General features: G+C 60.3%; 11 protein-coding genes. 6 read left to right on the top strand and 5 right to left on the bottom strand.

What is annotated here, in order from left to right; translation table 11 throughout:
• Positions 1 to 64 precede the first annotated feature (64 nt).
• Entirely contained in the window at positions 65 to 1,120 is a 1,056-nt protein-coding gene (locus CAF63_RS05540) for a tetratricopeptide repeat protein (RefSeq protein ID WP_085683715.1), read from the bottom strand.
• Between the two features lie 192 nt (positions 1,121 to 1,312).
• Here CAF63_RS05540 and CAF63_RS05535 point away from each other — a divergent pair, with 192 nt between their 5' ends.
• Genes CAF63_RS05535 through CAF63_RS05525 form a run of 3 tightly spaced genes read left to right on the top strand, consistent with a single transcriptional unit; the run spans position 1,313 to position 4,623 of the window.
• On the top strand, positions 1,313 to 3,448 hold the full coding sequence (locus CAF63_RS05535; RefSeq protein ID WP_085683714.1) for an FUSC family protein: 2,136 nt from the start codon (positions 1,313 to 1,315) through the stop codon (positions 3,446 to 3,448).
• The gene (locus CAF63_RS05530; protein WP_085683713.1) at positions 3,438 to 3,638 is read left to right on the top strand and encodes a DUF1656 domain-containing protein; all 201 of its coding nucleotides are present in this window, start codon (positions 3,438 to 3,440) and stop codon (positions 3,636 to 3,638) included. Before CAF63_RS05535 ends, CAF63_RS05530 begins: the two co-directional genes overlap by 11 nt.
• A 4-nt stretch (positions 3,639 to 3,642) precedes the next feature.
• Complete coding sequence (locus CAF63_RS05525; protein WP_085683712.1) at positions 3,643 to 4,623, top strand: HlyD family secretion protein; 981 nt, start codon at positions 3,643 to 3,645, stop codon at positions 4,621 to 4,623.
• Positions 4,624 to 4,682: 59 nt separating this feature from the next.
• On the opposite strand, the gene CAF63_RS05520 is transcribed toward CAF63_RS05525, so the two are convergent.
• The 4 genes from CAF63_RS05520 to CAF63_RS05505 form a co-directional block, all read right to left on the bottom strand.
• Positions 4,683 to 6,104, bottom strand: a complete 1,422-nt coding sequence (locus CAF63_RS05520) for an efflux transporter outer membrane subunit (protein WP_011334070.1) — start codon at positions 6,102 to 6,104, stop codon at positions 4,683 to 4,685.
• Positions 6,101 to 9,292 carry an efflux RND transporter permease subunit gene (locus CAF63_RS05515; protein WP_085683711.1) on the bottom strand — a complete coding sequence of 1,064 codons (3,192 nt, stop codon included), beginning with the start codon at positions 9,290 to 9,292 and terminating at the stop codon, positions 6,101 to 6,103. The genes CAF63_RS05520 and CAF63_RS05515 overlap by 4 nt, the downstream gene beginning before the upstream one ends.
• A 15-nt stretch (positions 9,293 to 9,307) precedes the next feature.
• The gene (mexE, locus tag CAF63_RS05510) at positions 9,308 to 10,561 is read right to left on the bottom strand and encodes a multidrug efflux RND transporter periplasmic adaptor subunit MexE (RefSeq protein ID WP_085683710.1); all 1,254 of its coding nucleotides are present in this window, start codon (positions 10,559 to 10,561) and stop codon (positions 9,308 to 9,310) included.
• Between the two features lie 266 nt (positions 10,562 to 10,827).
• Positions 10,828 to 11,643, bottom strand: a complete 816-nt coding sequence (locus tag CAF63_RS05505) for a helix-turn-helix domain-containing protein (protein WP_085683709.1) — start codon at positions 11,641 to 11,643, stop codon at positions 10,828 to 10,830.
• A 137-nt stretch (positions 11,644 to 11,780) separates the two neighbouring features.
• On the opposite strand from CAF63_RS05505, the gene CAF63_RS05500 reads away from it, so the two are divergent.
• The 3 genes from CAF63_RS05500 to CAF63_RS05490 are packed head-to-tail and all read left to right on the top strand — an operon-like array spanning position 11,781 to position 14,881.
• Complete coding sequence (locus tag CAF63_RS05500; protein ID WP_085683957.1) at positions 11,781 to 11,969, top strand: DUF1656 domain-containing protein; 189 nt, start codon at positions 11,781 to 11,783, stop codon at positions 11,967 to 11,969.
• A 12-nt stretch (positions 11,970 to 11,981) separates the two neighbouring features.
• Entirely contained in the window at positions 11,982 to 12,890 is a 909-nt protein-coding gene (locus tag CAF63_RS05495) for an HlyD family secretion protein (RefSeq protein ID WP_085683708.1), read from the top strand.
• Positions 12,890 to 14,881: an FUSC family protein gene (locus CAF63_RS05490; protein WP_085683707.1), complete on the top strand. Its 1,992-nt coding sequence runs from the start codon at positions 12,890 to 12,892 to the stop codon at positions 14,879 to 14,881. The genes CAF63_RS05495 and CAF63_RS05490 overlap by 1 nt, the downstream gene beginning before the upstream one ends.
• Positions 14,882 to 14,905 lie beyond the last annotated feature (24 nt).

The following is a 14,905-nucleotide window of genomic DNA, read 5'->3' as shown; positions in this document are numbered from 1 at the left end:
ATTTACATGACCTTATGCCGAGACGGCGGTTCCAAGTTTCTTGCAGGATGTGTCGAGAAGACCGCTAGAGTCCTTGCTGCAACGAAGGGTCGTCCGGGTTCATCTGCTCAAGCTGGGCCAGCAGAATCTGTACGTTCTGTAACTGGCCGCTCTCTTTCCAGTAACTGATCAGCAGCACCCGCGCCTTGCGATCCGCCGGGTGGCGCTGGACGATTTCCTGCAACTGCTTTTGCGCCGCTTCCAGTTCTTCGGCGCTGTGCAGGGTGGTGGCGAGGTCATAGCGGTAGTCCTTGTTGTCAGGCTCCAGCTCCACGGCTTTGGACAGACCGAGCAGGGCGTATTCGCGCTGATCGTGGTGCAGCAGCCAGAGGCCCAGCGCATGTTGCAGATAAGCCGAGTCGGGTTGGGCCTTCAATTGTCGAGCGAGCAACTGTCGCGCGGCATCGCTCTGGCCCTGACGGTCGAGCACTTCGATCTGCATCACCAGTGCCGGCAGGTTGCCGGGGTCCAGGTGTAGCGTCTGATCCAGCGCTTCTTGCGCTTGCTTGAGTTCGGCGTTGTGCAGATACAGGCGCGCCAGTTGAACGTAGTTGGCGGCGCTTTCCGGCTGGCTCTTGAGCGCCTGCTCCCATACGTCGATCCCTTGCTGCAACGGGGCGAAATACAGGCCCAGTTGATCCGGAGACAAGCCGAGCAGGGCGTTGATCGCGGCAAAGCGTACTTTCTGATCCTCATCGTCAAGCAACGGACCCAGCAGCAGGCTGCGCTGACCGCCCGGCACCAGGCCGGTCACGCTTTTGATCGCTGCCAGTCTTACGTCCGGCGATGCGTTTTGCAGATCGGCGTCCGCCAGCTTCAGGGCTTGCGGGCTCGGGTAGTTGGGCAGTTCGGCATGCAGCCAGACGCGCCGTTTGACCGACAGGTCCGGACGTCCCAGTTGCTGGTACAAAACACGCGCAGCCCCCGGTTGGCCGGCCCGGGCGGCGGCCAGTGCTTCGCTGTAACCGTGTTTGATCGCTTCCGGCACCACGGGCGCGGTACTGCGCAATGACAGCCAGGCCACGAAGAGGACCAGCACAAGGCCGAGGCTGATGAGCAAATAGCGGCGAGACTGAGGCATGCGAATTTCCGAAACTTTCGTTTTGTAGCGGAGGTCGCAAGCTTCTGTCAGCTCGCGCCGTGAGTCAAACCCTCTGCCCGATATGGCCTACTACAGGCGTTGAATCGACCTACAGATTGTGTCGACCCTGTTTACCGTCATGCTCTCCATGCAGTGTCTACGCTTGCAGAAGTTGTTTCGACGAGGCTACCCATGCAATCCCTGTTTATTTATTTCAAGGCGGTGATCCACCCCAGCCAGGCAGTGCTGCTGTTTGGTTTGCGCACCATTGCCGCCGGATTGCTGACGTTGTACCTGGCGTTCCTGTTCGATCTCGATCAACCGAAATGGTCGATCATGGCCGTGGTGATCATCAGCCAGCCACTGGCCGGGATGGCGCTGGCCCGCAGCTTCGGACAGATCATCGGGACGACCCTTGGCGCGGTGGTGGCGGTGGTGCTGATGGCGTTCTTTCCCCAAGCGCCGTTGCCGTTCATCACAACCCTGGCGCTGTGGCTGGCTCTGTGCACGGCCGGCGGCACGTTGCTGCGCTACACCAGTTCCCAGGCGTTCGTGCTCAGCGGGTATACCGCCGTGGTGGTGGCGCTGCTGGCGATTCCGGACCAGGACGGCACCTTTCTGTTGGCGGTGACCCGGGTCACTGAAACTTTGCTGGCGGTGGCGTGCGTATGCGTGGTCAGCCTGCTGACGGCGCGGCCCGAGGCGGTATCGCGCAACTATTTCGCGAAGGTCGATCAGGTGATCAAACTAGTCGCCACCCATGCCGCCGCCGTGCTTCGAACAGAAGAAAGCGAAGCGGACTTTCAGCGCCGGCAAATGCAGCTGCTGGGGGAAATCAGCGCCCTCGAAGGCCTGCGCCGGCACTTGTATTTCGACGCTCCGCGCCTGCGCAGTGCCAACAATCTGGTGCTGTTGCTGGGCAATCAATTGATGCTGCTGACTTCGCGCCTCACCGCATTACGCCACCAGCGGGAATTGCTCACCGAACGCTGGGAGGGCGATCTACCGCTGGACATCCAGCAATTGCGCGCCGAGGAGCTGGCGCTGCTCGACCAGCTCGCGTTGCAAGGACGCTCTTTGCCGACCGAACAGCGACATCAGTTCGTTGCGCTGCAACAACAGTTCGAAACGCTCGCCTACAAGGCCGAACAAATGACGGAAGACATGAGCGCGACCCTGCGTTCGCTGGCATGGGCGCTGCGCTGGGAGCAAGCGCGGCTGTTGCAGCAACTGGAACAGATCCTCGAACTGAGCGATGCGATACAGGAAGGGCGGCAAGCCAGCTGCATGTTCCGTGGCCAGTCGAGCCCCCTGCACCTTGATTTCACCCTTGCGACCATGAACGCCATCCGTGCCTTCAGCGCCTTGCTGGTGGCCGGACTGATCTGGATCGAAACCGCTTGGGACGGCGCACGGGGCGGGATGATTCTGGTGGGGATCCTGTGTTCGCTGATGGCGACATTTCCGCGCCCGTTGATCGCCGCGCAGAGTTACGCCCGAGGGCTGGGACTGGCCTTGGTGGTGTCGGCGTTCTATCAGTTCATGCTGGTCCCGGCGATCAGTGACTTCGAAATGTTGGCCTTGCTGCTCGCACCTTTGCTGTATGTGATCGCGGTCGGTCTGGCCAGCCCGGCCACCGCCGGTATTGGCATGGGGCTGGGGCTGTCCAGTTTCCTGATGCTCGGTCCGCAGAACGTCGGCACCGGGCAGAACACCGCCATTCAATGGTTCGAATTTGCCGGTGCCTATGTCAGTGCAGCGACACTGGCCCTGATCGTCTATGCATTCATCTTTCCGTTCCGCCCGGCTCTGCGAATCCGCCGCTTTTATAATGAGGCACGCGAGCAGGTGTACGAGTTGACCAAAAGCCCTGCCACCGACGAACAGCAATTCGCCTTCGAAAGCCGCATGGTCGATCGCCTGACCTCTATGCTGGGAGTTTTACCCGCCGCCAACGACCGGGACATGCAGCGACTGTATGAAATCAGTCTTGCATGTGTGGCGCTGGGTGTGGCCATGCATCAGCTCAGGCAGCAGGCGCAGAACAATGCGTTGCTCACGGACGCCTTTGGCCAGCAACTTTCCGGAGTATTGCGCCAGACCGGACGTTTCGTCGCCGGCCGTCCGGATGCTCGTCTCACTCCGCTACTGGCAACGCTTCATGCTCTTGGCGACGAGCTGGACGATTTGCATGTCGCGACGCATGAACATCTGTGGTCGGTATTTCGTATGCGCGTGGCGCTGCTGATCGTGGTTTCCTTTTTGGAGCGTCACGGTGAGTATCTGCAACGGAATGCTCCTGAAGGAGAGCCTGTCCTTGCCCATTGATTTCGAAATCGGGGGCGTTTACCTGCCACCCATCGCCCAAGCCCTGCTGCTGGCCATACCGGTTTTTCTGATGCTCGACTGGGGATTGCGACGGCTCGGGGTCCTGCGCCTGGTGTGGCATGAAGCCCTGTTCGAAGGTGCCTTGTACGCCTGTGTGTGCGCCACACTGATTCTGTTGATGGGAGCCTGATGAGTTGAAGACCGTGCTTACCCGAATGACAACTTTGGCGGTGGTGCTGCTGGCAATCGTGCTTGGCTGGTTCGCCTGGGAACATTACACCCGCGCGCCATGGACGCGGGATGCGCGGGTGAGGGCAGATGTGGTGACGCTCTCGGCGGACGTTTCGGGCCGCATCGTCACGCTGGCGGTGCAGGACAACCAGCATGTCGACAAGGGGCAGTTGTTGCTGGAGATCGATCCGGCTCGCTATAGCCTCGCCGTCGAGCATGCGAAACGCTCGGTTGAGGTCTCAAAGGCCACGCTCGGGCAGTCGCAAGCGGCGATTGTCGCCAGCGAGGCATTGCTCAAACAACGCCAGAGTGAAGAGCGCCGGCGACGTACGCTCAAGCAAGGGTTCGCGATTTCCGGGGAGGAGTGGGAGAAGTCCAGTACCGACGTGGCGGTTGCCCAGGCCGATCTGTTGCGCAATCAGGCGAATCTCGGTCTGGCAGAAGCCAATGTGCAACTGGCGATTGCAGCGTTGACTCAGGCTGAACTGGATCTGCAACGTACCCGTGTCGAAGCGCCAGTCAGCGGTTATGTCACCAACCTGCTGACCCGTGAGGGGGATTACGCGGTGGCCGGCGGCGCCTTGCTGGCACTGGTGGACAGCGGCTCCTTTTATGTCAGCGGCTACTTCGAGGAAACCAAGCTGCCAAGGATCGAGGAGGGTGATCGGGTGCGGATCGAGTTGATGAGCGGGGAAAAATTCGGCGGCACCGTGCAAAGCATCGCCTTCGCCATTGCTGACCGGGAAAACGCGCAAGGCAGCCGATTGCTGGCCAACATCAACCCCAGCTACACCTGGGTGAAACTGGCGCAACGGGTACCGGTGCGGATCGGCATCGATTCCGATTACGCGGGCAAGAACCGACTGAGAGCCGGCACCACAGCGACGGTCACAGTGCTGGAAAACCAAGAAAGACAGGCAAAAAAAAGCCCCGCGACCGAATGATACGCGGGGCAAAAAATTTGGTTGGTTGCGGCCAACCAAAGGAGCTCTTTAAAAACCTGTTACTTGCTGGCGACCGTCTCTGGCTGCCAGCCGCCACCGAGGGCCTTGTAGATCGCGACGATGCCGCGATACAGATCCACTTCGGCCTGGGCCTGGCTGTCTTCTGCATTCAAACGTTCGCGCTGGGCGTCAAGCAGCACCAGGAAGTCTGTGGTGCCTTCGCGGTAGCGAATCTCGGCGAGGTCGGCAGCCTTGCGGCTCGATTCACTCTGACGGATCAGCGAAATCAGACGTTGCTGACGTTTGCCGTAATCACTGAAGGCGTTTTCCGACTCTTCCAGTGCAAGCAATACTTGCTGCTCGTAAGTCGCGAGTGCGCCTTCGGCATCAGCATCGGCGCCGCGCAGGCGGGCCCGCACGCTGCCAAGGTCGAACGCTGCCCAGGTGATGCTCGGGCCCAGTGCCCAAGCGTTGGCCGCCGAGGAACCGATCTGCGAACCACGCCCGGCCGTCCAGCCGAGGAAGCCGCTGAGGCTGACCCGAGGAAACAGATCGGCCTTGGCCACACCGATACGGGCTGTGGCCGAAGCCAGTTTGCGTTCGGCGCTGAGGATGTCCGGACGACGTTGCAGCAATTCACCCGGGTCGCCGATCGGCAGGGCCTTGGCAATCGCTGGCAGGTCTTTGGGACTCAGGTCGACGGTCAGCTTGTCCGGACGCTCACCCAGCAGGGTGGCGATACGGTTCTTCTGACGAGCCTGCTCCGCCTGCAACTGCGGCACGCTGGCTTCGACTGAAGCCAGACGGGCATCGGCCCGCTCCACATCGAGCTGATCGCCAACGCCGGCATCACGCAGGCTGATGGTGATCTTGCGCGACTCCTGCTGGTTGTTCAGGTTGGCCAGGGCGATCTTTTCCCGCAATTGAGCGCCGCGCAATTGACCGTAAGCGTCCACCAGTTCGGCAATCATGGTGACTTGCAGTTGGTACAGATCGGCTTCGGCCGCTTGCTGGTCGGCGTCGCTGGCTTCCAGATTGCGCTGGATGCGTCCGAACAGGTCCAGCTCCCACGCCATGTCCAGCCCCAGATCATAGCGTTCGCTGTTGACCCGTTTGGTGGTCTGGCCCGGGATTTGACCTTTGGCCAGATCGCTGCTGGCACGACTGGTGATGGTCGGCATCGCATCGTTGCTGACATCGTCGCGGATCGCCCGGGCGGCTTTCCAGCGGGCGAATGCCACGCGCAGTTCACGGTTGCCTTGCAGCGATTGAGTCACCAACTGGTTGAGGGTCGGATCATCGAACTGCTGCCACCAGATGCCTTCGAATTTCGAACGGTCGAAGTTCTTCTGGCCGGCGGCGCCGTCGGTGGCGGACGTGATGTTCGCCGCCTCCGTCGTCGGGGTCTTGTAGTCAGGGCCGACGGCGCAGGCACTCAGGGCCAGCACCAGCAGGCTCGGCAGGAAGACTTTCAGACTCATTGGTGCGCCTCCAGTGGCTTTTGAAGATGTTGCGCCTTGGCCGCTTTGCGAGCTTCGCTGCGCTCCACGAAGTTGCGTATCAACACATAGAACACGGGGGTCAGCAGCAGACCGAAGAAGGTTACACCGAGCATCCCGGAGAACACCGCCACACCCATGGCATGACGCATCTCGGCACCGGCACCGCTGGAGATCACCAGTGGCACCACACCCATGATGAACGCGAACGAGGTCATCAAGATCGGCCGCAGACGCAGACGGCAGGCTTCCAGTACGGCGGCCAGCGGATCAAGGCCTTCTTCCTGCTTATCCTTGGCGAACTCGACAATCAGAATCGCGTTCTTACACGCCAGGCCCACCAGTACGATCAAGCCGATCTGGGTAAAGATGTTGTTGTCGCCGCCGGAGATGATCACGCCGGTAATGGCCGACAGCAGGGTCATCGGTACGATCAGGATCACCGCCAGTGGCAGGCTCCAGCTTTCGTATTGAGCCGCGAGCACCAGGAACGCCAGCAATACGCAGAGCGGGAACACGAACAGCGCAGTGTTGCCGGACAGAATCTGCTGGTAGGTCAGGTCGGTCCACTCGTAGGTCATGCCGTTCGGAAGTTCTTCCTTGAGCAGTTTTTCGATGGCTTTTTCGGCCTGGCCGGAGCTGTAGCCCGGTGCTGCCGCACCGTTGATTTCAGCGGTGATGAAGCCGTTGTAGTGCATCACGCGATCCGGGCCCGAGGTGTCGCTGACCTTGATGAAGGTCGCCAGCGGGATCATTTCGCCCTTGTTGTTGCGTACTTTCAGCTGGCCGATCTGGTCGGACTCGAGACGGAACTGTTGCTCTGCCTGAACGTTGACCTGATAGGTACGACCGAAGCGGTTGAAGTCGTTGGCATACAGCGAACCCAGGTAGATCTGCAGGGTGTCGAAGATGTCGCTGACGGCCACGCCGTGGGTCTTGGCTTTTTCGCGGTCGATGGCAGCATCGACCTGCGGCACGTTCACGGTATAGCTGGTGAACAGGTTGGCCAGTTCCGGAACGTTATGGCTCTTGGCAATAATGTTCATGGTTTCCTTGTACAGCTCTTCGTAGCCCAGGTTGCCCCGGTCTTCGATTTGCAGGCGGAAACCACCAATGGTGCCCAGACCTTGTACCGGCGGCGGCGGGAAGATCGCCATGTAGGCTTCCTGAATCCCGGCGTACTGGCCGTTCAAGGCACCGGCAATTGCGCCGGCGGACATGCTCGGGTCTTTACGCTCGTCGAACGGTTTCAGGGTCACGAACACGATGCCGGCGTTCGGGCTGTTGGTGAAACCATTGATCGACAGGCCCGGGAACGCTACGGCGCTTTCCACGCCTGGCTGTTTCAGTGCCAGGTCGGACATGCGTTTGATCACGTCTTCGGTACGGTCCAGGCTCGCGGCGTCCGGCAGTTGCGCGAAGGCCACCAGGTATTGCTTGTCCTGGCCGGGTACGAAACCGGTCGGCGTGCTGGAAAAACCGAAGAAGGTCAGCACCATCAGGCCTGCGTACAGGAAGAGCGCGATGCCGCTACCACGGATGACCCGGCGCACGGTGCCGACGTAGCCATGGCTGGCACGCTCGAAGAAGCGGTTGAACGGACGGAACAACCAGCCACCGAAGATCTTGTCCAGAATTCGCGAGAAACGGTCTTTCGGCGCGTCGTGTCCTTTGAGCAACACAGCGGCCAGCGCTGGCGACAGGGTCAACGAGTTGAAAGCCGAGATCACGGTCGAGATTGCGATGGTCAGTGCGAACTGCTTGTAGAACTGACCAGTGAGACCCGAGATGAATGCCGCCGGTACGAACACCGCACACAGCACCAGCGCCGTGGCAATGATCGGGCCGGTCACTTCGCCCATGGCCTTTTTGGTTGCTGCGAAGGGTTCAAGCCCCAGTTCGATGTTTCGCTCGACGTTCTCCACTACCACGATGGCGTCGTCCACCACGATACCGATCGCCAGTACCAGGCCGAACAGCGACAGTGCGTTGAGCGAGAAGCCGAACAGGTGCATCACCGCAAACGTACCGATCAACGATACCGGCACCGCCACCAATGGAATGATCGAGGCGCGCCAGGTCTGCAGGAACAGGATCACCACCAGAACCACGAGAATCAGTGCTTCGAAGAGGGTGTGAACCACCGCCTCGATGGAGCCGCGCACGAAGATAGTCGGGTCATAGACGATGCTGTAGTCCATGCCTTGCGGGAAGCTTTTCTTCAGTTCTTCCATCTTGCCGCGAACTTCGTTCGAGATTTCGATGGCGTTGGAGCCGGGACGCTGGAAGATCGGGATCGCTACGGCCGGCTGGTTGTTCAGCAACGAACGCAGGGCGTACTGGCTGGAGCCCAGCTCAACGCGGGCGATGTCCTTCAGGCGAGTGATTTCACCGTTGTCGCCTGCGCGAATGATGATGTTCTCGAACTCTTCTTCGGAGACCAGACGGCCCTGAGTGTTGACCGACAGCTGGAAACTCTGGGCATTCGGTGCAGGGGGCGCGCCCAGTTGGCCGGCGGCCACCTGACGGTTCTGCTCACGAATAGCGGTCACCACATCGGTCGCAGTCAGATTGCGCGAAGCGGTCTTGTTCGGGTCGAGCCATACACGCAGCGAGTAATCGCCCATACCGAACAGCTGCACATCACCGACACCGCCGAGGCGAGCGAGCTCATCCTTGATGTTGAGGATTGCGTAGTTGGACAGGTACAGCATGTCGTAGCGTTTGTCCGGCGAGGTCAAGTGCACAACCATGGTCAGGTCGGGCGAAGCCTTGTCGACGGTGATACCGATGCGCGTCACTTCTTCTGGAAGTTTCGGCTCGGTCCGGGTCACACGGTTCTGCACCTGCACCTGCGCGTTATCCAGGTCGGTGCCCAGGGCGAAGGTGATCGTCAGGGTGATCTTGCCGTCAGCGGTGGACTGCGAGGACATGTACAGCATGTTCTCGACGCCGGTGATGGCCTGCTCCAGCGGAGCCGCCACGGTTTCACCGATGACTTTTGGGTTGGCGCCCGGGAAGTTGGCACGCACCACCACGGTCGGTGGCACGACTTCCGGGTATTCGCTGATCGGCAACTGGAACAGCGAAATCGCACCGGCGATCAGGATCAGCAGCGACAGCACCGCTGCGAAGATCGGCCGTGAAATGAAGAATTGGGAAAAATTCATCGGAGTTGTCGTCCCTTAACCGCGTGGGGTCGCAGCAGCCAGTTTCACAACCGAACCCGGCGCGCCTTTGGCAGGTGCGACTTTGGGCAGGTTGCTGGCTTCCAGCGCTTGTCGTTGTTGAGCGAGAGCGGCAATGGTTTGCTCGCTGGCCATCGGGATCACTTCAGGCGAAACCGGGGAGCCAGGGCGAACCCGTTGCAGACCCTTGACGATGATCGTGTCGTCCTTGTTCAGGCCGCTGCGCACGATACGCAGGCCTTCGATCTTCGGACCGAGTTCAACGGCGCGGTAGGCGGTCTTGTTGTCGCCATCCATCACCAGCACGAACTTCTTGCCGAGGTCGGTACCGACCGCTTCATCGTTGATCAACATGGCGTTGTAGGTGCCGCTGCCAACCAGTTTCAGGCGTGCATACAGACCCGGGGTGTAGGTGCCGTCGCTGTTGTCGAACACCGCGCGACCACGGATGGTGCCGGTCTTCGGGTTGACCTGGTTGTCGACGAAGTTCATCTGGCCCAGGTGCGGGTTGCCGTCTTCATTGGACAGGCCCATGTATACCGGAGTAGTTGCACCGCGCTGACCCTGACGGGCGAGTTGGGTGTACTTGAGGAACACACGCTCGTCGGCGTCGAAGTAGGCGTAGACCTTGTCGGTGGATACAACGCTGGTCAGCGGAGTGGTGTCGGCGGTCACCAGGTTACCGGCGGTGATCTCGGCACGGCTGACGCGACCGCTGATTGGCGCAGTGACGCGGGTGAAACTCAGGTTCAGTTTGGCCAGATCCAGCTGCGCTTGCAGGGCGCCGACTGCAGCGCGTGCTTCTTGTGCAGCGCTGGTGCGCGAGTCGGCCAGTTCGGCGGAGATCGCGTTGCTGGCACGCAGGCGTTCGCCACGACCAGCTTCGTTTTCACTACGGGTGGCGTTGGCGCGGGCCTGTGCAACCAGCGCTTCGAGGCGGCGGACCTCGGCCTGGAACGGACGCGGGTCGATCTGGAACAGCAGGTCGCCTTTCTTGACCAGCGCACCTTCGGTAAAGGCGACTTCGTCGATCTGGCCGGAGACCCGCGGACGGATTTCAACGGTTTCCGGCGCTTCGAGGCGCCCGGTGAATTCGTCCCACTCGTTGACCGGTTGTTCCAGCACCTTGGCCACGCTGACTTTGGCAGCGGGCATGGTGGCGGCGGTTTCCGGAGTCTTGCCGCAGGCGCTCATCACCAGCACGGCCAACATAGCCAACGGGAAGCGCAAATGTTTGAGTGATTGTTCCATGGATGCATCCGCCAATGTATTGAAGATGGGCGGATGATGCTCGGCGGGTAGGAAGCAAACGAATCGAATGACACGAAGGTAACTATCATTCGGAATGATATAAGCCCGAGCGAAGCCCTCTAGCATGCACCTTTCGTTAGGTGGCTATCAATTGGGGTGATGACAATTCTGTGTTGCGCGATCGGCAACTATCGCGATTGAACCTGCGCGGTGAGGATTACGCGGCGATTAAATGTCAGGCAGAAGTTACCAGGCCTTGGCGCCTCTCACGCTGAACGCTCAGCCAGCGCTGATGTATGCGTACTGCGCAGATAGCGCGCGGGTGGGCTGCCCAAGGTTTTGCGAAACATGCTGATGAAGGAACTGACGGATTCGTAGCCCAACGCTTCAGCCGTCCTTTGTACAGATTGCCCCTCGGCCAGGCTTTGCAGCGCGACGATGATCTGCCATTGCTTGCGCCACTGGCCAAAAGTGAGCCCGGTTTCGGCTTTTATAAGGCGGGCCAGCGAGCGTTCGCTCATCGCCACCTGCTGTGCCCAACTGGCCATGGTGGCGCGGTGGGCGGGGTCCTGGGCCAAGGCCCGAGCGATCGTGCGTAGCGGTTTTGAGGCGGGCAGTGGCAGGTAAAGCTGTTCGGTCGGCGCCTGTTCAAGCTCTTCCAGCAGCACACCGGCCAGCCGTGAGGTGCGCGAGTCAGCAGGGTAATCCTGCGCCTGATCGCTCAGGTGCAGGATCAACTGCAGAATCAGCGGCGACAGCGCCAGGGTGCAGCAGTGATGGGGCATTGATGCGGCGCCGGGTTCGATGAACAGGAAACACACCTGACCATTGGCAGTAACGCGGTTGCTGTGCGAAATGCCACCGGGGATCCAGACGCCGAACCCTGACGGGACCATCCACACACCATCTTCTCCCGTACAGACAATGCCGCCGCGATACGCCACGACCAACTGGCCTTTGCGGTGCTTGTGTTCCGCGGACTCACTGTCGTTGCGCTGGGGTGCGAGCATCAACGCGACGGCAGGTTGCGCGAGGTTGTCGTATTCGAATTGATCGACTTGCAAGGGCTGAGCTTCGGCCATGGAGGGGCGCCGTTTGTCTGGATTTGATTATATTTTGGCAGTCTACTCAATATCGGCAAGCATGGAGATTCCTTAGCATTTTCAACACGCCCGACACGGCCGGGCGAACGCTGAAAATCTGGATTCGGGTGCTTGTCATGCTTAATGAAGTCTCAATTGCCAACCTCTACTTTCCTCCTTTGTTCATATACCTCGGCGCGACATTTCTGGCCTACAGAGTCATTGAACGTGTAACCCGTCATTGGCTGGACAGCGTGTGGCACCCCGCGCTCGCACGTTTCTTCGTCTCGCTCATCGTTCTCTCGGCGCTGGTCGTCCATTACTGAGCGAGGGTCACCGTGTCTATCGTAAAAATTCTCAAACCTGCCGTCACTCTCGTACTGGGTTCATTAGCGCTGATATTCTGCCTGCAACTCTGGCGCGCCTATGTACTGGCGCCCTGGACGCGGGACGGTCGCGTGAGTGCGCAGGTTGTGCGGATTGCACCGGAGGTGTCCGGGCAAATCAATCAATTGGCGGTCAGCGAAAACCAATGGGTGGCCAAGGGCGATTTGCTGTATCGCATCGATGCGCGCTCTTATCGACTGGCACTGCAGCAGCGCATGGCGGAGTTGGCCGAATCACGCAGTGTGTTCGACCAGCGCAACGCTCAATTCAAGCGTCGTGCACAACTGGCCGGAGCCATCGCCCGGGAAGAGGTCGACAACGCCGCGCGTGACCTGGCGGTGGCCCAATCGCGGCTGGACGCGGCACGCAGCCATCTTGCCCAGGCGCAACTCGACCTTGAGCGCACAACGATCCGTTCGCCGGTCGATGGCTACGTCACGCAACTGCGACTGCACCCGGGCGATTACGCAGAGGCTGGGCATACCAACCTGTTTGTGGTCGACGGTTACAGTTTCTGGATCACCGGTTATTTCGAAGAGACCAAGTTGCCGGGTGTGCGTATCGGCGCGCCGGTGTCGATCAAACTGATGGGCTTCGCGCCGTTGCTCCAAGGCCACGTCGCGAGTATGGGCAGGGGAATTGCGGACACCAATGAGGTGCGCAACGACAGCGGCTTGCCCGAGGTGAGCCCGACCTTCAGCTGGATTCGCCTGGCCCAGCGTGTGCCGGTGCGGATTGAGCTGGACAACGTACCGGAGGGCGTGGAGTTGGCAGCGGGCATGACCGCCAGCGTCGAAGTCACGCAGCCCGACGCGGTGCCGCGCTGGCGCCTCATCCATTGGTTGCAGGCATTCATGTGATGACCCGTCTGGTAATACGGCTGTTTGCAGCAATCCCTCGGCCCTGGACGCCTGGCACTTTCGCCTACGTATCGCGCAGCGTCCTGGCGGCAGGATTGGCGCTGTGGCTCGGCTTTCAGCTGCATCTGGACTCGCCGTTCTCGGGCGCCTCCACGGTGTTGTTGCTGGTGCAGCCGGTACAAGGCGCGGTTCGCGGCAAGGGCTTCTACCGGATGCTGGGGACTTTGGCAGGTTTGTTCGCAGCTTGCGTCCTGACCGGGCTGTTCGCCCAACAGATGTTGCTGTTCTTGCTCGGCATCGGCCTGTGGCTGGGCTTGTGTGTGGCGGCGATGACCGTGTTGCGTCATTACCAGGCCACCGCTGCCGTCGTGGCCGGATATACCGTTTGCCTCGCATTGGGTCCCGCCATCGTCGCGCCTCAAAAGGCTTTTGAGCACATCGTGACCCGTGGCACAGCGGTGGCAATCGGCGTGCTTTGCCTGAGTCTGGTGGTCACGCTGTTCAGCTCGAGGACCATGGAGAACAAAATCAGACGCACGCTCGCCGAGGTATGTGCCCGCAGCGCCAGGCTGCTTGCGATGCACCTCTCGGGCGAACAGCGCGCCGAGCGGTTTACACAGGCTCATCAGCTCGCCATCGATATCGGCAAAGTGGACGATCTGTTGGGGCTGGGACGCGGTGAGTCAGCGCTGCTTCGCGCACGGCAATCGGCGATTCAGGCAGGGCTGGCGCATTTACACGCCGTGGTGCTCGACATGCACTACGACCGTTGCGGCATGGAAACCGAGCCGCCATTGCTCGCCCAAACAAGTGCGGCGCTGCTCGCGCTGAGTAACCGGTTAAGCGACGACGATGACGACTATCAGGCCTGTGCCCAGACCGTGAGGCAACTGCGCGTTCAGGTGGAGGCCTGCGCGGAGGCAACCCCCGGCGTACGACAATTCTGCGAACAATTGGCCGACCTGAGCGAAGCCTTGCAGCACTTTTCCAGCCTCGATCACCCTCGCCGGCAACCGGTAAGGGTCGTGAGTTTCCACCGCAACTACGCCGATGCCGCGCGCAACGGCTGCAGGGCATTGCTCGCCTTACTGGCCGCCGGCGCCATCTGGTATCTCAGCGGTTGGGATCAGGGGCCCACGCTTCTGGCTGTCGTTGGACCCTGCTGCACACTGCTGGCGACCGCTCCCGCGCCCAAACAAGGCATGGCCGGTTTTATCCGGGGTACATTCTATGCCGTGGTCGCCGCTGCACTGTGCAAGTTTCTGCTGTTGCCGCAGATCAACGATTTCCCTCTGTTGCTGCTGATGCTGGCGGCATTCTGGTCGTTCGGGATTCATGCGACGAGTCAGCCTCGCCACGCGCTGCAAGGGGTTGCTTACCTGATCGGCTTCAACACCTTGGTGAGTACTGGCAGTACGGCGATCTATGATTTCGCTGATTTTGCCAATCAGTCGCTAGCCTGGTTCGTGGCCATGGCCGTCTGCCTGTTGGCGTTCCAGATGATGCCGAGAGACAGAGTACGGGATGTTCAAGCACTGAAGCGCTCTATTCAAAGGGGCATCCGGTCACTGCTGCGTCGTGCAGACACGATCAATCACCCGCAATGGCAAGCGAAACAGCAGCATCGAATCGTTACATTGAAAAATCTGCTTGGCACCGATATCAAGCTTGATGACCGAGCTGGATGGCTGTCGCTGCAATTGAGTAAGCAATTGAATCGAATTCAACAGTGCACGGACGAAATTGACCCTGATTCTGACGTCGCCCATTGTGCGCGAGCCAGCATTCGGCGAATGGCTCGATGTTCGGGTGAGCCGGGGATCACTGCAGTACAGGCACGACGCACAGCAAAAGCGATGAGCCGGCTCGGTGCGGAACATCTGGCGATTGTTTACAAAGAGCTCGCCTGGCTGCTGGAGCAATACGCAATCATCGCGAGTCCCGTTACACGCAAGAAGCAACCAGCGAACCTTCGCTCTAACATGACTTGATATTCATACTTCGATGTTTGGCCA

The sequence above is a fragment of the Pseudomonas sp. B20(2017) genome (assembly GCF_002113125.1).
In the GTDB taxonomy this organism is placed as follows: domain Bacteria; phylum Pseudomonadota; class Gammaproteobacteria; order Pseudomonadales; family Pseudomonadaceae; genus Aquipseudomonas.
This window is presented reverse-complemented; position numbering and strand designations above follow the sequence as displayed.

Coding starts and splice junctions, on each gene's coding strand:
- CAF63_RS05540 (WP_085683715.1), bottom strand. CDS start 1,120: ATGCCTCAGTCTCGCCGCTATTTGCTCATCAGCCTCGGCCTTGTGCTG.
- CAF63_RS05535 (WP_085683714.1), top strand. CDS start 1,313: ATGCAATCCCTGTTTATTTATTTCAAGGCGGTGATCCACCCCAGCCAG.
- CAF63_RS05520 (WP_011334070.1), bottom strand. CDS start 6,104: ATGAGTCTGAAAGTCTTCCTGCCGAGCCTGCTGGTGCTGGCCCTGAGT.
- CAF63_RS05515 (WP_085683711.1), bottom strand. CDS start 9,292: ATGAATTTTTCCCAATTCTTCATTTCACGGCCGATCTTCGCAGCGGTG.
- mexE (WP_085683710.1), bottom strand. CDS start 10,561: ATGGAACAATCACTCAAACATTTGCGCTTCCCGTTGGCTATGTTGGCC.
- CAF63_RS05505 (WP_085683709.1), bottom strand. CDS start 11,643: ATGGCCGAAGCTCAGCCCTTGCAAGTCGATCAATTCGAATACGACAAC.
- CAF63_RS05500 (WP_085683957.1), top strand. CDS start 11,781: ATGCTTAATGAAGTCTCAATTGCCAACCTCTACTTTCCTCCTTTGTTC.
- CAF63_RS05490 (WP_085683707.1), top strand. CDS start 12,890: ATGACCCGTCTGGTAATACGGCTGTTTGCAGCAATCCCTCGGCCCTGG.